The 18,424-nt window shown below is 65.2% G+C and carries 16 protein-coding genes; 11 read left to right on the top strand and 5 right to left on the bottom strand.

Annotation, left to right across the window (positions count from 1 at the left end):
* Nucleotides 1-32: 32 nt before the first annotated feature.
* From DFR67_RS22710 to DFR67_RS22700, 3 genes are all read left to right on the top strand, one after another.
* A complete protein-coding gene (locus DFR67_RS22710; protein WP_110471761.1) occupies nucleotides 33-968 on the top strand; it encodes a 5-dehydro-4-deoxyglucarate dehydratase in 936 nt (311 codons plus the stop codon).
* The gene (locus DFR67_RS22705) at nucleotides 968-2,239 is read left to right on the top strand and encodes a glucarate dehydratase family protein (RefSeq protein WP_110471760.1); all 1,272 of its coding nucleotides are present in this window, start codon (nucleotides 968-970) and stop codon (nucleotides 2,237-2,239) included. Before DFR67_RS22710 ends, DFR67_RS22705 begins: the two co-directional genes overlap by 1 nt.
* Before the next feature lie 84 nt (nucleotides 2,240-2,323).
* Complete coding sequence (locus tag DFR67_RS22700) at nucleotides 2,324-3,217, top strand: LysR family transcriptional regulator (protein ID WP_110471759.1); 894 nt, start codon at nucleotides 2,324-2,326, stop codon at nucleotides 3,215-3,217.
* A 78-nt stretch (nucleotides 3,218-3,295) separates the two neighbouring features.
* On the opposite strand, the gene DFR67_RS22695 is transcribed toward DFR67_RS22700, so the two are convergent.
* Both DFR67_RS22695 and DFR67_RS22690 read right to left on the bottom strand, forming a co-directional pair.
* Entirely contained in the window at nucleotides 3,296-3,691 is a 396-nt protein-coding gene (locus DFR67_RS22695; RefSeq protein ID WP_110471758.1) for a universal stress protein, read from the bottom strand.
* Nucleotides 3,688-4,710, bottom strand: a complete 1,023-nt coding sequence (locus tag DFR67_RS22690) for a 2-hydroxyacid dehydrogenase (RefSeq protein ID WP_110471757.1) — start codon at nucleotides 4,708-4,710, stop codon at nucleotides 3,688-3,690. Before DFR67_RS22690 ends, DFR67_RS22695 begins: the two co-directional genes overlap by 4 nt.
* A 363-nt stretch (nucleotides 4,711-5,073) precedes the next feature.
* On the opposite strand from DFR67_RS22690, the gene DFR67_RS22685 reads away from it, so the two are divergent.
* From DFR67_RS22685 to DFR67_RS22650, 8 genes are all read left to right on the top strand, one after another.
* Nucleotides 5,074-6,651 carry an ABC transporter substrate-binding protein gene (locus DFR67_RS22685; protein ID WP_425451322.1) on the top strand — a complete coding sequence of 526 codons (1,578 nt, stop codon included), beginning with the start codon at nucleotides 5,074-5,076 and terminating at the stop codon, nucleotides 6,649-6,651.
* Nucleotides 6,652-6,725: 74 nt separating this feature from the next.
* Nucleotides 6,726-7,652, top strand: a complete 927-nt coding sequence (locus DFR67_RS22680; protein ID WP_110471756.1) for an ABC transporter permease — start codon at nucleotides 6,726-6,728, stop codon at nucleotides 7,650-7,652.
* 9 nt (nucleotides 7,653-7,661) lie between these two features.
* Nucleotides 7,662-8,678 (top strand): ABC transporter permease, encoded by a 1,017-nt coding sequence (locus DFR67_RS22675; protein WP_110471755.1) that lies wholly within the window; start codon nucleotides 7,662-7,664, stop codon nucleotides 8,676-8,678.
* Nucleotides 8,675-9,697, top strand: coding sequence for an ABC transporter ATP-binding protein (locus tag DFR67_RS22670; protein WP_110471754.1), 1,023 nt, complete (start codon nucleotides 8,675-8,677; stop codon nucleotides 9,695-9,697). The genes DFR67_RS22675 and DFR67_RS22670 overlap by 4 nt, the downstream gene beginning before the upstream one ends.
* A complete protein-coding gene (locus tag DFR67_RS22665) occupies nucleotides 9,690-10,754 on the top strand; it encodes an ABC transporter ATP-binding protein (protein WP_110471753.1) in 1,065 nt (354 codons plus the stop codon). Before DFR67_RS22670 ends, DFR67_RS22665 begins: the two co-directional genes overlap by 8 nt.
* Nucleotides 10,751-11,467 (top strand): sulfite exporter TauE/SafE family protein, encoded by a 717-nt coding sequence (locus DFR67_RS22660; protein ID WP_110471752.1) that lies wholly within the window; start codon nucleotides 10,751-10,753, stop codon nucleotides 11,465-11,467. The genes DFR67_RS22665 and DFR67_RS22660 overlap by 4 nt, the downstream gene beginning before the upstream one ends.
* Before the next feature lie 25 nt (nucleotides 11,468-11,492).
* Complete coding sequence (gudD, locus tag DFR67_RS22655; protein ID WP_110471751.1) at nucleotides 11,493-12,848, top strand: glucarate dehydratase; 1,356 nt, start codon at nucleotides 11,493-11,495, stop codon at nucleotides 12,846-12,848.
* A 15-nt stretch (nucleotides 12,849-12,863) separates the two neighbouring features.
* Nucleotides 12,864-13,838 (top strand): 2-hydroxyacid dehydrogenase, encoded by a 975-nt coding sequence (locus tag DFR67_RS22650; protein WP_110471750.1) that lies wholly within the window; start codon nucleotides 12,864-12,866, stop codon nucleotides 13,836-13,838.
* Nucleotides 13,839-14,040: 202 nt separating this feature from the next.
* Here the strand turns inward: DFR67_RS22650 and DFR67_RS22645 are convergent, their stop codons facing one another.
* The 3 genes from DFR67_RS22645 to DFR67_RS22635 all read right to left on the bottom strand — a co-directional run bounded on the left by DFR67_RS22645 (nucleotide 14,041) and on the right by DFR67_RS22635 (nucleotide 18,395).
* Complete coding sequence (locus DFR67_RS22645; protein WP_110471749.1) at nucleotides 14,041-15,255, bottom strand: HNH endonuclease; 1,215 nt, start codon at nucleotides 15,253-15,255, stop codon at nucleotides 14,041-14,043.
* Nucleotides 15,256-15,570: 315 nt separating this feature from the next.
* Nucleotides 15,571-16,224, bottom strand: a complete 654-nt coding sequence (locus tag DFR67_RS22640) for a response regulator (RefSeq protein ID WP_110471748.1) — start codon at nucleotides 16,222-16,224, stop codon at nucleotides 15,571-15,573.
* Nucleotides 16,221-18,395 carry a sensor histidine kinase gene (locus tag DFR67_RS22635; RefSeq protein ID WP_146240506.1) on the bottom strand — a complete coding sequence of 725 codons (2,175 nt, stop codon included), beginning with the start codon at nucleotides 18,393-18,395 and terminating at the stop codon, nucleotides 16,221-16,223. Before DFR67_RS22635 ends, DFR67_RS22640 begins: the two co-directional genes overlap by 4 nt.
* Nucleotides 18,396-18,424 lie beyond the last annotated feature (29 nt).

The following is an 18,424-nucleotide window of genomic DNA, read 5'->3' as shown; positions in this document are numbered from 1 at the left end:
ACACCCCACACCCTCGATTCAAGGAGACAACCATGCTCGACGGAGTCCTGTTCTTTCCCGTCACCCCGTTCACCCCGGCAGGCGATGTGGACTACTCATTGCTCGCGCAGCACCTCGAGAAGGGTGTGGCGGCCGGTCCGGGTGGCGTGTTCATCGCCTGCGGCACAGGCGAGTTCCACGCTCTGGGGCTCGAGGAGTTCGGCCGGATCGTCGCCACTGCGGTCGACGTCGTCGCCGGCCGTGTCCCGGTGTTCGCCGGAGCCGGCGGGTCGCTGGTGCAAGCCAAGGAGTTCGCGGTCAGCGCCAAGGCCGCGGGTGCCGACGGAATCTTGCTGCTGCCCCCCTACCTCGTGACGATGCCGCCTGCCGGATTGGTCGAGTACACCCGCGCCGTCGCCGCTGCCACCGACCTGCCGCTCATCGTCTACAACCGTGGCACCGCCGTCTACAACGAGGCCGCCGCGGTGGAGGTCGCGCAACTGCCGACCGTGATCGGATTCAAGGACGGGACGGGAGATCTCGACAATGTCTCTCGCATCGTCATCGCGGTGAAGGATGCGCTGGCGCCGTCCGGCAAGGACTTCCTCTTCTTCAATGGGCTACCGACCGCCGAGATCACCCAGCAGGCCTACCGCGCCATCGGCGTGACCCTGTATTCATCGGCAACGTTCGCCTTCGCACCCGAGATCGCGCTGGCCTTCTACAACGCACTCGAGTCCGGAAACGACGAACTGGCGGAAGCACTGCTGCGCAACTTCTTCCACCCTCTGGTCCGTTTACGCAACCTGGTTCCCGGATATGCGGTCTCGCTGGTCAAGTTCGGGGTCACGATGGAGGGCATCGACGCCGGACCCGTGCGTGCACCACTGGTGGCGCTGACCGAAGAACACCAGCAGGAGCTCATCGAGATCACCGCTGCGGGGCGTGCAGTCCTCGAGAGTGCGCTGGCGCCGGCCATCGCGGTGTGATGAGCACGCCACCGATCCGGATCACCGGTGCCCGCATCACCCCGGTCGCCTTCGTCGATCCGCCGCTGCTGAACACTGTCGGCGTCCACCAGCCCTACGCGCTGCGGGCGATCATCCAACTCGACACCGACGCCGGTCTGGTAGGGCTCGGCGAGACCTACGCGGACACCGCCCACCTGGCGCGGCTGACTGCGGCCACAGAGGCCATCGTCGGTCAGGATGTGTTCGCCCTCGGAGCCATCAGGCAGGCGATCGACGCGAAGCTCGACACCCTGTCGATCACCGGCGGCGACGGCGTCGCGGGGATGATCACCACCGCGAGTACCACCGACAGGGTCCTGTCCCCGTTCGAGGTCGCGTGCTTGGACGTCCAAGGCAAGGCGTTGGGCCGACCGGTGTCCGACCTTCTCGGCGGCGCCGTCCGCACCGAGGTCCCGTTCAGTGCGTACCTGTTCTACAAGTGGGCGGGGCACCCGGGCGCTGAGCCAGACAGCTGGGGCGCAGCGCTCGATCCGGAAGGGCTTGTTCGTCAGGCGCAACGAATGATCGGCGAGTACGGCTTCAAGGCGATCAAACTCAAGGGCGGGGTCTTCCCGCCCGAGCAGGAGATCGCTGCGATCACAGCGCTGCGGGCAGCGTTCCCTGACCTGCCGCTACGTCTCGATCCGAACGCCGCCTGGACGGTGGACACGTCGATCCACGTGGCTTCCGAACTTGCCGGCGTACTCGAGTATCTCGAGGACCCGACACCGGGACTCGAGGGCATGGCAGAGGTCGCAGCGGAGGCCAAGATGCCGCTCGCGACGAACATGTGCGTGGTCGCCTTCGATCAGATCGAGGAGTCGGTCCGGCGGAACTCGGTGTCGGTGGTGCTCTCCGACCACCACTATTGGGGCGGCCTGCAGCGATCGCGCCTGCTCGCCGGCATCTGCGACACCTTCGGACTCGGACTGTCCATGCACTCCAACTCTCACCTGGGCATCAGTTTCGCGGCCATGGTCCACCTGGCCGCCGCAACACCCAACCTCTCGTACGCCTGCGACACCCATTGGCCGTGGAAGGACGAGGACGTCGTCAAACCCGGGGCGTTGTCCATCGTCGGCGGCGCGGTCGCGGTCCCGACCGCTCCTGGTCTCGGAGTCGAGATCGACGATGATGCACTTTCTGTGCTCCACCAGCAGTATCTCGACTGCGGGATCTCGGATCGTGATGACACCGGGTACATGAAATCGGTTGATCCGTCGTTCGAGAACACCTGTCCACGCTGGTAGTCGTGCTCCCTGCTGGCTGAGCGGGCGAGTACATTGATCCATTGGGACGCGCACGCGCCTTCTTCCGATACCAGGAGTGGATCAATGTTCTCGCTGGCTCGTCTCACCTGTTTCATCGCGGTCGCCGAGGAGCTGCATTTCGGACGGGCGGCTGAGCGCCTGCACATGACGCAACCGCCCCTGAGCAGGCAGATCCAGCAGCTCGAGAACGAACTCGGCGTGCAGCTCGTCGACCGCACCAGCCGTTCGGTGACGCTGACGGCGGCAGGAACAGCATTCCTGCCCGACGCCCGTCGCATCGTCCGCCTGTCGGAGAGCGCGGTGCTGACCGTCCGCCGCGTTCCCGCCGGCGACCTCGGCACCGTGATCATCGGATTCACCGGTGCATCGGCTCACGCGGTGTTGCCTCGATTGCTCGCGACTGCGCGCGAGATGCTCCCTGACGTCAAATTGGTTCTACGCGAGATGGTCTCGTCGGCTCAGATCGAGTCGTTGTCCGGTGGAGAGCTCGACCTGGGGCTGGTCCGGCCCATCATGACCCGCCCGGGGATCAGTAGCAGACCCATCCATCACGAGCGACTGATCGCGGCCCTGCCCACCGACCACGACCTGGTCGACGCCGAGCACCTGACCATCGAGGACTTCGACAACCGCCCGGTGGTGATGTACTCCCCCGTCGACGCCAGATACTTCCACGAACTGCTGATCAGCACCTTCACGATCGTCGGCGCGACACCGAAATACGTTCAGTACGTGACGCAGGTGCACACCATGCTGGTGCTCGTACGGTCGGGCCTCGGGATGGCATTGGTACCCGAATCAGCGGCCACCATGCACCCCGAGGGCGTGGTGTTCAAAGAGGTGACGTCCGTACGCGACCGGCCCGTGCAGATGAACGCCGCCTGGCGTCCCGACAACCAGAACCCGGCACTCGCCAGACTCATGGAAGATGTGCTGCCGCAGCGGGAATGGATCTGACCCCCGCGCCCTCCGAAAGTGGTGGGTTCTGGCGAGCCCGACCTGGGCGAACGGTCGCCAGAACCCACCAAAATCGGGTCAGACGGCGGAACGCACCGGGGGTTTTACGGCCGTCACGGGGCACTGGGCGTCCAACAGCACGCGTTGCATGGCGCTGCCGGTCAACAGCTTTCCGACCGGCGAGCGGCGGCGGATGCCGATGACGATGAGCTCGACGTCATCGCGGTAGGAGGCGTCGATGAGGTTGTCGGCGTGGGAGAGATCCGGATCGTTCGGTTCGACCTTGACCACGACCTCCGCCGCGCTCGCGGCCTGCCGGGCGGCGGCGAGATCGAGTTCGAACTCCGGGGCGACCGCACTGTCGTCCTCGGCGATGACGAGTATGTCGGTGCCCCTCATGCGGGCTTCAGCAAACCCGAAGGACAACGCTCCGCGTCCTTCGACGCTCGAGACGTAACTCAGTACGACACTCATGATGGGGCTCCAGCGGTGGATCGCGGTTGCAGGACAGGCGTGGTGAGGGTTCCACGGGTCAGATAGTCGTCGAGGTTCTCGAGGGTTAGCGCCTCCATCGCCGCCCGCGTCGCGATGGTGCCGCTGCCGACGTGAGGCAGGAGCACAACGTTGTCGACGTCGAAGAGTTCAGCGGGCACCAGGGGTTCGTCGGCGAAGACGTCGAGACCTGCGCCCGCGAGGCGACCAGTGGTCAGCATTTCCACCAGGGCCACCTCATCGACGACGCTGCCCCTGGCCACGTTGATCAAAAAGCCGTTGGGGCCCAGCGCCTCCAGCACCTCACGATCGACGAGGTGCCGGGTGCCCTCACCGCCGGCAGCGGCGACCACCAGGACGTCGACCGAGGCTGCGAGCAACGCGGCAGAGGTCGCATATCGATACGGCGAGTCAGGGACCTGGTTGCGGTTGTGATAGGCGATGTCGCACCCGAATCCGACGAGCCGATCAGCGATCGCCGCACCGATCCGGCCGAGCCCGATGATGCCGACCCGTGATCCACTCACCTTGCGGGCCAACGGAACGTTGCCTTCTCGGGGCCAGCGGCCCGCCCGCACGAACCTGTCGGCAGCGGAGAAACCGCGGAGGGTGTCGATCAGCAGTCCCACCGCGGTGTCGGCGACGCAGTCGGTGAGCACGTCGGGTGTGTTGCTGACCCCGATCCCGCGGCGGGCCGCCTCGTCGACATCGGTGGTGTCGTAGCCGACTCCGAAGTGGACGATCGCCCCCAGGTGGGGCAGCTCCGCCATCAGTTCCGCATCGACGCCGGTGCGTCCAGAGGTCACCACAGCTGTCACGGATGCGCCGTGTTCGGCAAGGAAGGCCTGCCGGGAATCATCGACCGGCAGGGTCAGCGCACGATGATCGACCGCAAGGATTTCGGCGAGGGAGGGCTTGAGAGGACCCACCTGCAAGACCCGATCGCTCTGCAGCTCAACAGCTTCAGCTGTCTGGGTTGTGGACGTTGTCACGTCTGCCATCGCGCCTCCTGACGACAGGGGTGACCGGAGATGGTCACCACTGAGCTATAGGTACGGTAAGCCGCCCCAGGAATACCTGTCCAACTCGTAAATAACATCAACTGATACCCAAACGGCATGACTGGCTGACCGGCACTCCGGTGCCCATCACGCCGGTGAGCGAAAGGGGCAGGTCAGACGCTATATTTAGAGTGAGTCAGGTCACTCGTTTTGAGGTCCGGTGATGCCAATCACCGGCTAAAAGCGCCGTTTCCAGGCACTTTGGCCTGTTGACGCGTCCTCGGGGCGCTCCTACGTTGTGGCTACCGTCACAAACGGCAGCGTCCGACGACAGACGCGATTCATCTTCACTACGGAGGAACCATGCACGCCGCAGCCCCGATGCAGCCGGCTTCCCGACGCACCCTGCGCGCTGTCGTGGCTGCCGCCGCAGTCGCCGCACTCGCCACCGGATGTTCTGTCGCCAATACGACACAGACCGACGCCGCCGATCCGGACACCCTCCGCATCGTGCTCCCCCAGGAGCCGCCGACCCTCGAGCCGTGCGACGCCTCTCTCACCGCCACCGGACCCGTGGTCCGGTCGAACATCACCGAGCCGCTCATCGAGCGCAATCCGGACAGCGGCGACCTCGAGCCCAAGCTCGCCGACTCCTGGGAGCAGACCTCGCAGAACACCTGGACCTTCCGCATCCACGAAGGAATCAAGTTCAGCGACGGCACCACCTTCGACGCAGAGGACGCCGCCTTCTCCATCAATCGCACCATCAACTCCTCGATCGGGTGCGAGGTCGACGGATACGTGTTCGGCGACGACGAGCTCATCGTCACGGCAACCGACCCTGCCACCGTCACCGTCACCACCCCGACTCCCGACCCGATTCTGCCGCTGCGCATCTCGTTCATCGAAATGGTGCCGACCACCACCGACGCAAAGGACAAAGTACGAATCCCGATCGGGACCGGTCCCTACCTCGTCGAGTACTGGGACGCGGGCCAGAAACTGGCTCTCGCCCTCAACCCCGAGTATTCCGGCCCTAAGCCGGAATACACCCGGGCCGTGTACCAGTGGCGTACGGAGGGCAGCGTGCGGGCCGCGATGGTGACCAACGACGAGGCCGAGATCGCCACCTATCTCGGTCCCGAAGACGGAGCCGGCGACCTCGGGGTCTCCTACCCGAACAACGAGACCACCGCCCTGCGGATGCAGGCCGACGAACCGCCGCTCGACGACTACCGCGTCCGCGAGGCCATCGACCTGTCCGTGAATCGTGACGGCATCATCAAGGCGCTGTTCCGCGGTCTCGGAGATCCGGCATCGCAACTGGTGGGCCCGAGCATCGTCGGATTCAATGACACGATCACACCCACCCCCTATGACCTCGACCGGGCGAAAGAGCTTGTGGCGCAAGCCAAAGCCGACGGAGTTCCTGTCGACAAGCAGATCAAATTGATCGGTCGGACAGGTATGTTCCCCAAGATCAACGAGACCATCGAGGTCATCCAGAACTCGCTCGACCAAGCCGGCCTCAACGTGAAGATCGAGATGATGGACACCTCAGGCCAGATGCTCTATCAAATCCGTCCCTTTCCCGACGAGGGCCCGGTGATCCTGATGATTCAGCACGGCAACCAGGCCGGCGATGCCCAGTTCACCGCAGAGCAGTACCTGCTCAGCGACGGCTATCAGAGCACCTACGGCACGCCCGCCTTCGACCGCGAGATCGAGAACGCACAGGAGCAGATCGGCGACGCCCGCCAGAATGCGTTCGCCGCCGTCCTCGCCGACGAGCCCCGTCTGATCCGGCAGTACGCCTATATCGCGCACATGAACGCCGTGCTCGCCAAGGCACCGACTGTTGCCTACCAACCCAATTCCGCAACCGGTGACGAGATGCGCCTGGCGGAGATGACCCACGCCACTGCATCCGGCAACGACTGAACCCACCCGCGCTCTCGCGCCCCTTCGAAGGATCCGCCATGACCAGCCCCACTCAACCGAGAAAGCGGTGAGAGATGTTCGCCTTCCTGCGACGCCGCATGTACACCAGCCTCATCCCACTACTGGTGGTCCTGTTCGGTGTCTTCCTTCTCGCCCGGTTGACCGGTGACCCCACCAACCTCTACCTGCCGGTCTCTGCCACGGCAGACCAGCGCGCTGAGTTCGCCGCCGAAAACGGTCTCGACAAGCCCGTCTGGAACCAGATGCTCGACTACCTCGGCGGTGTCATCCACCTCGATTTCGGTGAGTCGCTACGCACAGGAGAGTCCGCCGCAGGTATGGCCCTGCGGGCGTTCCCGGCCACCCTGCAGCTCGCGTTCTTCACCATGCTGCTGGCCATCGTCGGCGCGGTGATCCTCGGATGCTGGGCAGCGCTGCGCCCCAACTCCCTTGCCGACCGCTTCTCGTCGCTGCTGTCGATGACCGCCGCCAGCGTCCCCGACTTCTGGTTCGCCATCACCGGGATCTGGATCTTCGCCGTGGTCTTCGGTTGGCTGCCCACCTCGGGCACAGGCAGCACCCTCTCGTGGATCCTGCCGATCGCGACGCTGTTGATCAGGCCGCTCGGCGTTCTCACCCAGGTCGTTCGCGGCGCGATGGTGCAAGCCCTGTCGGCGCCATACGTCCGACTCGCCCGCAGTAAGGGCGCAGGCGACTTCCGGGTCGTCACCCACCACGCACTCCGTAACGCAGCGGCACCGGCACTGACGGTCGCCGGTGATCTCGCCGTCGCCCTCGTCAACGGCGCGGTGGTGGTCGAGGCCATCTTCGGTTGGCCCGGCATCGGCAAGCTGATGATCGATTCGATCCTGCAACGCGACTTCGCGGTGCTGCAGGCAGCGGTCCTGCTGACCGCGGTCAGCATCTTCATTCTCAACGTCGTCATAGACGCCGGATATGCGCTGCTCGATGCGCGGGTCCGCGAAAAGGTCAAGGTCTAGGAGAACGCCATGTCGATTGCCACCGGACCCACCGAGTCCACCGTCACCGACCCGACCGGGTCACTGGTCGCGCCCACCGATCCCACCGGCGATTCCGTTGCCACCGGCAAGGTTCCGACGGGCAAGATGCCCCTCTGGAAATTGCTGCTGCGCGACCCTATGGCCACTGTCGCGGCGGGAATCCTTGCGTTCGTTCTGCTCGTCGCAGTCTTCGGGCCATGGCTGGTCGGCACTGCCGCGACCGATCAGAACCTGGACGAGTCGAATCTGGCCCCCTTCAACCTCGACACCGGGTGGATGAACGTGCTGGGCACCGACCCGCTCGGCCGCAGCATGCTGGCCCGGCTGATCGTCGCCTGCCAGACCACGATGATGGTTGCGCTGCCCGCCGTGGTCATCTCGGGCATCATCGGATCGGTGATCGGCATGTGGGCCGGCTACCACCGCGGCTGGCGTGAGACCACCGCGATGCGCGTCGCCGATGTGATCATGAGTTTCCCGTCACTGCTGCTGGCGGTCGTGGTGCTGTACGTGTTCTCACCGAGTGCCGCCAATATCGTGCTGGTACTGGCCTTCACCCGCATCCCCATCTACCTGCGCACCGCCCGGGCCGAGTCGGCCGAACTACAGAGCCGGATCTTTGTCGACGCCGCGAGGACCTTCGGGGCGAGCAGCGGGTCCATCATCCGTTCGCACGTCTTCCCCATCCTGCTCCCGACCCTGCTCACCGTCGCCACCCTCGACTTCTGCTTCGTGATGCTGGCCGAGTCGTCACTGAGCTTCCTGGGTATCGGCATCCAGCCGCCGGACATCAGCTGGGGCCTGATGGTCTCGCAGGGACGCACCTATCTGCAGACCGCATGGTGGCTGTCGTTCTTCCCCGGCCTGGCCATCGTGGTGACCACCGTGTCGGCAACCATCCTGGCGGCCTGGGCCCGTATCGCCACCGATCCCGGCCAGCGCTGGCGCCTGACCGTGCCCCGTGCCCGCCGCCGTCTGTTCTCCTCACGAAAGGCAGTCGCATGAGTGCTCCCGCCATCGACAACCCGACCGCCACGGCCACCGGCGACCGCATCGCTCTCGATGTCTCCGATCTGACCGTTGATCTGCGTACCCCGACCGGTGTTGTTCGCGCCGTCGACCACGTGTCGTTCGTCGCCCGCCGCGGGGAGACCCTGGCGCTCCTCGGGGAATCGGGTTGCGGCAAATCCATGACCGCGCAGGCTCTGGTCGGGCTGCTCGATCCCATCGCCGACATCACCGACGGGACAGTGCTGCTGGGCGAGACCAACCTCACGACGGCGAGCAAACGAAAGCGGCGTCAGGTCGCAGGTACCGAACTCGCCATCGTGTTCCAGGATGCGCTGACCGCACTGAACCCCGTGTACACGGTCGGCACCCAGTTGGCCGAGCCGTTCCGGATCCATCGCAAGATGTCGGCGAAAGCCGCCAGACGCGAGGCGATCCGGCTGATGGAACACGTCGGGATCCCGGAACCGGAATCGCGGATCGACTCGTACCCGCACCAGTTCTCCGGCGGTATGCGGCAGCGTTTGCTGATTGCCATGGCCGTCGCCCTGAGCCCGCGGGTGCTCCTCGCCGATGAACCGACGACCGCCCTCGACGTCACCGTGCAGGCCCAGATCATGTCGCTGCTGCACAATCTGCGGACCGAGTTCGACATGGCCGTCATCCTCATCACCCACGACCTGGCACTGGTCGCCGAGCAGGCCGATCGCGTCGCGATCATGTACGCCGGCAACGTCGTCGAGACCGGCGCGGTCTCTGAGGTCTTCGCCAATCCGCAGCATCCGTACACCAAGGGACTCCTCGATTCGGTGCCGGTGCACACCAAGCGCGGTGAGGATCTCAAGTCGATCGGCGGCACACCGCCAGATCTGCACTCGATCCCCAGCGGATGCGTCTACCAGGCGCGATGTCCACTGGCACAAGACATCTGCAGCACCACGCGCCCCGCACTACAGTCCGTCGCCTCCGGGCGCTCGGCCGCATGCCATTTCACCGAGGAGGTCGGCAATGTCTGAAGCAACCCGTCCAGCCACGAAGTCGAAGGTTCTCGAGGTCCGGGACCTCACCAAGACGTTCAAGGTGCCCGCGGGCAAAGACGGCAAAACGCAGCTCCGCGCACTGGACGGCATCAGCCTCGATCTCGCCCGCGGCGAGACACTCGGACTCGTCGGCGAATCCGGTTGCGGGAAATCCACGCTGGCCCGCACCCTGATGATGCTGGAGCGTCCCGACGACGGCACCGTCAGCTGGGACGGCGTAGATCCCTACACCCTCGGGAGCAAGGACATGCTCGCCCTGCGGCGTCGTGTTCAGATGGTCTTCCAAGACCCGTATGCCTCTTTGAACGCCCGGATGACAGCGGGAGAGATCGTCTCCGAGCCGTGGCGGACGCACAAGACGTTGTACAAGTCGAAGCGCGACCGGGCCGCCAGGGTCCGCGAACTCCTGCATCTGGTGGGACTGCGGCCGAGCGACGAGCACCGTTCGCCGCAGGAGTTCTCGGGTGGTCAGCGTCAGCGACTCGGCATCGCCAGGGCGCTCGCACTCAATCCGTCGGTCGTCATCTGCGATGAGCCGGTCTCCGCACTGGACCTCTCGGTCCAGGCGCAGGTGCTCAATCTGCTCAATGACCTGCAGAAGGAACTGGGCATCTCCTACATCTTCATCTCGCACGACTTGTCGGTCGTCCGGCACGTCGCCGACCGTGTCGCGGTGATGTACCTCGGTCGGATCGTCGAAACAGGCCCTACGGAAACGGTTTTCGACAAGCCGCTACATCCGTACACCGAAGCGCTGATGTCGGCCGCACCGACTCTCGACCCGAGCACCCGACGAACGCGCATCATCCTCGAAGGTGAGGTGCCGTCGCCGTTGAACCCGCCGTCGGGCTGCAGGTTCCGCACACGCTGCGTCCACGCCACCACCGAATGCGCGGAGTCGGCACCTCCCGTCGCGACCGAGGTGCCGCCGGGCAAGTCGATCCGCGCTGAGTTGAGCGAACCCACCCATGTCGCCGAGTGCTTCCACCCGCGCAACTCCGTGGCCTTGGGCATACCCACCGCGGTCGGGTGAGCGTTGCTGCGTTCTCCGTCATCACCATCGCGGTCTTCGCCGCGTCGTGCATGCAGGCGTCGATCGGGTTCGGGATGGGCATGCTCGCAGCCCCGGTTGTCGCTCTCGTCGAGCCCAGCCTGATCCCCGGCACCCTCATCATGTCGGCGGTCGTCGTCACGCTACTGGTGGTGCTACGCGAGCGGCAGAGCCTGGACCTGCGAGGGACAGGCTGGGCCTTGGCCGGCCGGGTGCCCGGCACCCTCGCCGGTGCGGCGCTGCTGCTGCTGTTGCCGGAACAGGGCCTGTCGCTGCTGCTGGCGGGCGTGGTGCTCGCCGGGGTGGTGCTGGCGACGATGGGCTGGGCACCGCCACCGCGACGCCGCAATCTCGCGACGGCAGGCGCGGCGTCAGGGCTTCTCGGCACCGCCACCTCTATCGGTGGCCCACCCATGGCACTCGTGCTGCAGGGCTCGACCGGTCCCCGGCTCCGCAGCAATATGAGCGCCTTCTTCCTCGTGGGATCGATCATGTCCATCGCGGTGCTCGCAGTCGCCGGTGCCATCGATCGGGAGAACGCCGAGATGTTCGTCGCCCTCATCCCAGCGATCGTGCTGGGATACCTCGCTTCACGTTTCGTGAACCGGATCCTCGACCCGGCCCGCCTGCGGTGGCTCTCGATCGGGATCTCGTCCGTCGGGGCCCTCCTGCTCATCGGACAGCAACTACTTTGACCCCACGACCCGAAAGGCCGCAGAAATGACAACCCACCCGAACTCGGCAACCCGCGGCGCACCCGTTGTCACCGACATGCGCGTGATCCCCATCGCCGGCCGCGACAGCATGCTCCTCAACCTCTCCGGTGCCCACGCACCGTTCTTCACCCGCAACCTGGTGGTCATCACCGATTCCGACGGCAACACCGGTGTCGGCGAGGTGCCTGGCGGCGAACCGATCCGGCAAACCCTCGACGACGCCCGTGAACTCGTCATCGGTCGTGGGATCGGCGCATACAACGCGGTACTCGGCGACATGCGACGCACCTTCGCCGATCGCGACGCCGGGGGGCGCGGCAACCAGACGTTCGATCTCCGGATCGCGATCCACGCCGTCACCGCGGTCGAATCGGCCTTGCTCGACCTTCTCGGCCAACACCTCGATGTGCCGGTCGCAGCCCTGCTCGGTGACGGACAGCAGCGAGAGCGGGTCCAGGCGTTGGGCTACCTCTTCTTCGTCGGGGACCGCAACAAGACCGGGCTCGACTACGCCGACGGCGCCGGTGAGACCGACGACTGGCTGCGGCTTCGGCACCAGGAAGCACTGACACCGGAGGCCGTGGTCGCCCTCGCCGAAGCCGCGCACACCCGCTACGGCTTTTCCGACTTCAAGCTCAAGGGAGGTGTGCTTGCGCCTCGTGAGGAAGCAGCGGCTGTCACGGCACTGGCGCAGCGCTTCCCCGAGGCCAGGATCACCCTTGATCCCAACGGCGGGTGGTTGCTGTCCGAGGCGATCGAGACCTGCCGTGGATTACGCGATGTGCTCGCCTACGCAGAAGATCCCGTCGGCCCCGAGGGCGGCTTCTCCGGCCGGGAGGTCATGAGCGAGTTCAAGCGCGCCACCGGGATGCTCACCGCCACCAACATGATCGCCACCGACTGGCGCGAGATGGGCCACACCATCCGGTCCGGTGCTGTCGACATCCCCCTTGCCGATCCGCACTTCTGGACCATGGCCGGTTCTGTTCGCGTGGCGCAGCTGTGCGATGCCTGGGGCCTCACCTGGGGATCGCACTCCAACAACCACTTCGACGTCTCTCTGGCGATGTTCACCCATGTCGCTGCCGCCGCTCCGGGAAACGTCACGGCGATCGATACCCATTGGATCTGGCAGGACGGCCAACGGATCACCGAGGAACCCTACGAGATCACCGACGGTCACCTGACGGTGCCCGATCGCCCAGGCCTCGGCGTGGATCTCGACATGGCACAGGTGGAGGCAGCCCACGAGTTGTACATGCGCGAGGGATTGGGGTCGCGGGACGACTCGGTGGGTATGCAGTTTCTCGTGCCGAATTGGACTTTCGACAGCAAACGCCCCGCGCTGGTGCGGGCCTGACAGATCGGCACAACAATGCGCGTGGTCATCGGCGACCGGAACCTGTCGCCACATCGAAAACTCTTCGAAAGTCTGATTCCGCCACATACCGACGTGATCTGGCACAACCGGTTCGACGAAGCCGCGATCGCGTCCGACCTGGCAGACGCCGACGTCTATGTCGGTGGCAGGTTCACCGCTGCGATGGCGGCCGCCGCACCCCGATTGCAGCTCGTTCATGTGGCGGGCGCGGGCACCGACAACGTCGCCTTCGCAGCACTCGACCCGCGCACCAGGGTAGCCAACACCTTTCATCACGAGGACTCGATCGCCGAATACGTGCTGTCCTCGGCAATCATGTTGCGACGCGGATTCATCGCGCAGGACAAAGCACTTCGGGGCGGCCTTTGGTCGACGTCGGTGTATGACGATGCGCTCGGACAACCCTTGTCGATGAACGGAGCGCACATCGGATTCGTCGGCTTCGGACACATCGGCTCCAAGAGCTGGAATCACCTACGTGCTCTCGGCTGCAGTGGTTGCGCGGTCACCGGCCGGGGCACCATCGATCCGGTGGCCACGGGACTGTCGTGGGCGGGCTATGCCGCTGACCTGACCCGCCTGATGACCGAATCCGACATCGTCGTCGTGTCGACCCCACTGACCGAGCACACCCGCGGGATGATCGGCCCAGACGAGTTCGCAGCGCTCGGCAGCGACGGCGTACTGATCAACGTCGGACGTGGACCACTGGTTCAGCAGGAGGCACTCTTCGACGCATTGAGCAGCAACATCATTCGGGCGGCGGCCATCGACGTCTGGTATTCCTACCCCAGCCCCGACGGGATAGGCGACCCCGGTCAACTCCCGTTCGCCGAGCTGCCGAATCTGTTGATGACACCCCATGCCTCCGGGGTCACCGAGGACACTTTTGTGGGCCGTGTCCGCGACATCGCGGACAACATTCGCAGATTGGAGCGAGGTCTCACCCTCGCGCGCACCGTGCGCTGAGTCCGCCGATCCGAACGCCGACCGCGCCCTGCTGGCGTCGACCGTGCCCGTGGTGCTGCCTCCCGGCCCGTCCGGGCGGCAGCACCATGCGTTTTCACACTGTGGAATTGTCAATGTGCAAGCGCGGTCCCGAAGCGTTCTCGGGTGCGCGGGTGGAGCGGTCTGGAAGTTGTTGTGGTGCGGTATCTACAGGTCCAGCGGATCAGGCAGCCAGTGTCATGGTGCGACGGTTGTAGGCGGGCAAAGGTCTTCGTTGCGGGTCCATCTCGGCGGGCGGGACCAACCACGGGTGCCCGTCAGATCCCATGGTGATCTCCCAGCCGGTAGTGTGAACTGCCCGGTGGCAGGTCCGGCACAGGAGGCACCCGTTGCCCAAAGTTGTCGTGCCACCATCGGACCAGTAGATGATGTGGTGGCAATCAGACCAAGATGCCGATCCCCCGCACTTGATGCAGCATTGGTCGCGAATGATGATCGCCTTGCGCACAGCGCCTGTGAACAGCCGCTTCGATGGGCCCATGTCGATCGGTACCCCGTGGCTGTCCAAGATCACTGATGCCATCGAGGAATCACACGCCAATAGTTCCGCCAGGGCTTCCGTGATCGGTCCCATCCAGTCTAGCGACGCCTGATCAGGATGATCTGCCGGCACGGTCACGTTCACCTCAGTCCGGGGCGCCGACACCAGGCCGTCGCCGCCACCACCGCCGCAATCGAGGAGTTGGTGCAGCGCATCGGCGCGGCGCTGGGTGGGAATCCGAGCGTCATCAGATCCATCGGGTTCGGGACGTGCCCTGCTCCACAGATCCAAGGCGGCGTACAGCTTTTCGCCGATCTGCGCATCCACATCGAACCGCCCCACCAACCGGCCTTCACTGAATGCGTAGTCGAGTCTGTTGAGTGTCGGGTCCTCGGCCGGTGTGGGTCCGCCGCTGTCGTGGGCGACTTGGTTTCCCAGACCCTGGGCGATCTTCTCGATCTCGGTAGGGCGTGCTCCGGAGATGGCGTGGCTCAGCAATCTTCTCTCGAAGACGACTCGTTCCTCATCGTCGATCCCGACGTCTGACCTGTCGGCGATCTGCTTGATCCCCTTGACCACGGCGTCGACGTGCTCGGTGGACAAGAACCCGTCCCGGAAATAGCCGGCCGTGCGATCGAGCTTCGAGATACCTTTACCGATGCGTAGCCAGCGCGATGCAGCAGCTGGCGAAGCACCTTTGTCCTGCAACCACATCGACGGTGTCGTGCCGGCCTTCTTCGCGAACCCGAGGCGGTCGATCATCGCCGCGCAAACCGACAGTTGCGACTCGGTGGCATTGCGCAAGGTGATGAGATCCTCCGTCAGTGAGGACAATTCACCCGGATCGTCTGGAACCACCAGACCGATCATGTCTGAAGTAGTAGTGCGAATGTTCATCGAAACCCTCCCCCAGGTCGATTGACTACACTCACCATATCCGCTCGAACAGGTGTTCGCAAGTAGTTCGAACGCATGAATAGTATTGGTGTTGAACAGATTACGATTCAGAAGTAGTCGACTCCGCTTGCGCGCAGCACCTTCGATCGAAGGTTATCACCGACCTCTGACATCGCTCGGTCCGTTCGCACGAGTAACAGGTTGTGCAGCTTAGTACTTCGTAAATGTCATGGTCGAAATCGGTGACAGATCAGTCACATTCATCCAGGGGGCCGGTGCCACATGCAACTGGCGCGTACGCAACCAAGTGGCAGGTCAGCCAGGAGCGCCACCGATCCCTGCGTCCCGGGCTCTGGCAACGGCTTCTGCGCGGGTACGGGCGCGCAGTTTCGCCAGGATTTCACTGACCCTGTTGCGGACTGTCTTCTCTGACAGGAACAGTCGCCGAGCGATGGCCGCGTTGTCGAGACCGCGGGCCATCAGTTCGAGCACCTCGCGTTCGCGGCTGGTGAGCTCGGGAAATGCCTGGGGCACCGTTGAGGCTGTGCTCTCCGATGAAAAGAATCCGACAACTTGCTCGGCCACCCGCGGGCCGAACACCGCCTCGCCTCTGGCCACAGCCGCAATCGTGCGCTGCACATCGTCTGCGCCTGCCTCCTTGAGCAGGTACCCGCGGGCTCCGGCACGCAACGCCGCGAACACCGAGTCGGCGTCCTCGCTCATGGTCAGCACCACCACTGCCACCTCGGGATGCCGTTCAGCGATTCTCGCGGTCGCCGCAAGCCCACCGATGCCGGGCATGCGCAGATCCATCAGGACCACCTGCGGCTGCATCGATTCGACGGCCGCCACGGCATCCTCCCCGTTGGCCGCCTCGCCGACGACATCCACATCGTCCATGGCGGAGAGCACGGCCAGCAGGCCCGCCCGGAACAACGCGTGGTCGTCGACCACCAGCACAGTGGTCACAGACTTGCCACCTTCCCTTGTCCGGGAAGGGAAGTCACCGGTAGCACCAACCGGACGACCGTTCCGCCACCTTGGGCCGCCAGGTGCTCCACCCGACCTCCCACCTCGGCGGCCCGCTGCCGCATACTCGTCAAACCGACTCCCGGCCTCGGACGGCCGGGCAATCCGCGACCATTGTCGCTGACCCGGAGTTCGAGGTATTGCCCATCGCATTCGACGTCGATACGCACGCGCGACGCGGCACTGTGGTGGACGACATTGGTCACGGCCTCGGCGGCGATCGAGTAGGTGGCGACCTCGGCGGCGGCGGGCAACTCACCCATGTCGTCGAGTTGCACCACACCTTCGACCATCCCGAGCCCGTCGACGAGTTGACGCAGCGCCTCAGCGAGACCGAGTTGGTCGAGGACCGGCGGTCGCAGTCCATGTGATACCGCGCGGACCTGCGCGACGGTCTCCCGGACCCGGTCGCGGATGCTGTCGGCGTTCTCTGCGTATTCGATGTCGCCGCTGCGGCGCAGGGTATGTGCGAGCGCATCCATCTGCAGCGCGATCCCGGCCAGACTCGGGCCCACGCCGTCGTGAAGATCATTGCGCAGCCTCCGCCGCTCTTCCTCCCGGGCCGCGACGATGCGGGCGCGTGAGTCTTCTGTCTCGGCCACGAGCGATGCCGCGTATGCCATCATCGCGCCGTGCGCGGCCGCCTGTTCGAGCAGCGTGCGTTCTGCATCGCTGAAGCCATCGCCCGCCCTGCGGGGCGCGACTTCGAGTTGGCCGACCCTACGACCCATGGCGATTGCCTCGATGGTGACCACACGTTCAGGGCGATGACCGACTTCGGTGCGAATCGCACCGTCGAACGCCACATACGGCATGCGCAACTCGCTACGCAGGGCCGAGATCAGGTCGGCCAGCGCAGCACGCGGCTCCGTCGACAACGAGACCGCCTCGGAGATCCTGGGCGCCAGGGTCCGTGTTCCCCGCAACTGGGGAAACCACAGGTCGTCGATGACTCGTTGCAGCACTGCGCGTACGGCGAACGCACTCAGTACACAGACCACCACCAGTGCGATACCTGCGCGCGATCCGGCGATGTCTGGATCGATCTGCCACAGTACGAGTCCCCCGCTGGTGGCCACCACCGCGACGACGAGCACCAGGACGATCGATCGACTCAGTGCAAACTCGGCATCTAAGAGCCGATAGCGCAACGTCGCCAGCACGACTGCCACCGGCAGCGACAGCAGCGCCACGACAAACGCCGCGTTACCAAGGGCGTTATCCCTGAGCAGTAACGCGCCGATCAAGGCGCAGGCCATCACGATCCCGCCGACCATGAACCATTGCAGCTGCGCTCGCTGCACGCCGACAGCGCGCCGAGTGCGCACGACGAGCGCGATCACGGCCAGCGGCGTCGCGACCGCCAGACAGTAGAAGGAGCTGACGAGCGTCACGTAGTTGAGGGGCTCGAGCGCATCGATACCGATCGGGTTGCGGATCGATCCGTCGACGTCCGCGGGGCCGGGCACCACCATCCGCGCGCAGATGGCACCGCCGGCTGCCGTGAGCGCCGAGACCGCGAGGGCCTTCTCGGGCCGCGACCGCACCCTGCCGTCGGGGAAGATCAAGGTGAGCAGCGGCAGCACGATGAAGTAGACCCCGAAACCGAACATCGAGATCCAATCGGCCACAGCCGATCCGGGCAACGGCGTCACCTTCGCGCTCCAGACGCTGTACTGCCCGAGCAGCAGGTAGACGCTCATGAGGCCGGTACCGACGAGCAACCAACCGCACCGATTTCGCGGTTGCTGATAGACCACCACCACACCCGCGACCGGCCACACCGAACCCAGCACGAGATCGCTGGCGTACACCGGGTCGACGTCCACGCGTCGGGTCAGTTCCCAGTGCAGGACAAGGGTGCCCGCGACGCAGGCGACCGCGACGATTCCACCGACCAACGCGGCTCGGCGCAGCCCCCGATCGCCGATCCTGTCGGCGAAACGATGGACGGCGGCTTTCACGTGGTCATCGTGGCATGCCCGACGCGGCAAAGTCGCCGCTCGGCTGAAGTTTCCCGGGCCACCGGGACCGGTGTCCCTGTTGTCCGGGACAAGTCCCGCCGCAGAGTCGGTGACCATGTCGATCCAAGACGACTTCGATGACTCCACGCACCACCCTCACGAGAAAGCGAACCACG

This window comes from Williamsia limnetica (assembly GCF_003217475.1).
GTDB lineage: Bacteria > Actinomycetota > Actinomycetes > Mycobacteriales > Mycobacteriaceae > Williamsia > Williamsia limnetica.
The sequence above is the reverse complement of the archived record's forward strand: the minus strand, read 5'-3'. Positions and strand labels throughout refer to the sequence as shown.

What these genes read in the sequence shown, in the direction of transcription:
- DFR67_RS22645 (WP_110471749.1), bottom strand. Translation starts at nt 15,255, where the DNA reads ATGAACATTCGCACTACTACTTCAGACATGATCGGTCTGGTGGTTCCA.
- DFR67_RS22650 (WP_110471750.1), top strand. Translation starts at nt 12,864, where the DNA reads ATGCGCGTGGTCATCGGCGACCGGAACCTGTCGCCACATCGAAAACTC.
- DFR67_RS22710 (WP_110471761.1), top strand. Translation starts at nt 33, where the DNA reads ATGCTCGACGGAGTCCTGTTCTTTCCCGTCACCCCGTTCACCCCGGCA.
- DFR67_RS22685 (WP_425451322.1), top strand. Translation starts at nt 5,074, where the DNA reads ATGCACGCCGCAGCCCCGATGCAGCCGGCTTCCCGACGCACCCTGCGC.
- DFR67_RS22670 (WP_110471754.1), top strand. Translation starts at nt 8,675, where the DNA reads ATGAGTGCTCCCGCCATCGACAACCCGACCGCCACGGCCACCGGCGAC.
- DFR67_RS22690 (WP_110471757.1), bottom strand. Translation starts at nt 4,710, where the DNA reads ATGGCAGACGTGACAACGTCCACAACCCAGACAGCTGAAGCTGTTGAG.
- DFR67_RS22705 (WP_110471760.1), top strand. Translation starts at nt 968, where the DNA reads ATGAGCACGCCACCGATCCGGATCACCGGTGCCCGCATCACCCCGGTC.
- DFR67_RS22700 (WP_110471759.1), top strand. Translation starts at nt 2,324, where the DNA reads ATGTTCTCGCTGGCTCGTCTCACCTGTTTCATCGCGGTCGCCGAGGAG.
- DFR67_RS22675 (WP_110471755.1), top strand. Translation starts at nt 7,662, where the DNA reads ATGTCGATTGCCACCGGACCCACCGAGTCCACCGTCACCGACCCGACC.
- DFR67_RS22680 (WP_110471756.1), top strand. Translation starts at nt 6,726, where the DNA reads ATGTTCGCCTTCCTGCGACGCCGCATGTACACCAGCCTCATCCCACTA.
- gudD (WP_110471751.1), top strand. Translation starts at nt 11,493, where the DNA reads ATGACAACCCACCCGAACTCGGCAACCCGCGGCGCACCCGTTGTCACC.
- DFR67_RS22665 (WP_110471753.1), top strand. Translation starts at nt 9,690, where the DNA reads ATGTCTGAAGCAACCCGTCCAGCCACGAAGTCGAAGGTTCTCGAGGTC.
- DFR67_RS22695 (WP_110471758.1), bottom strand. Translation starts at nt 3,691, where the DNA reads ATGAGTGTCGTACTGAGTTACGTCTCGAGCGTCGAAGGACGCGGAGCG.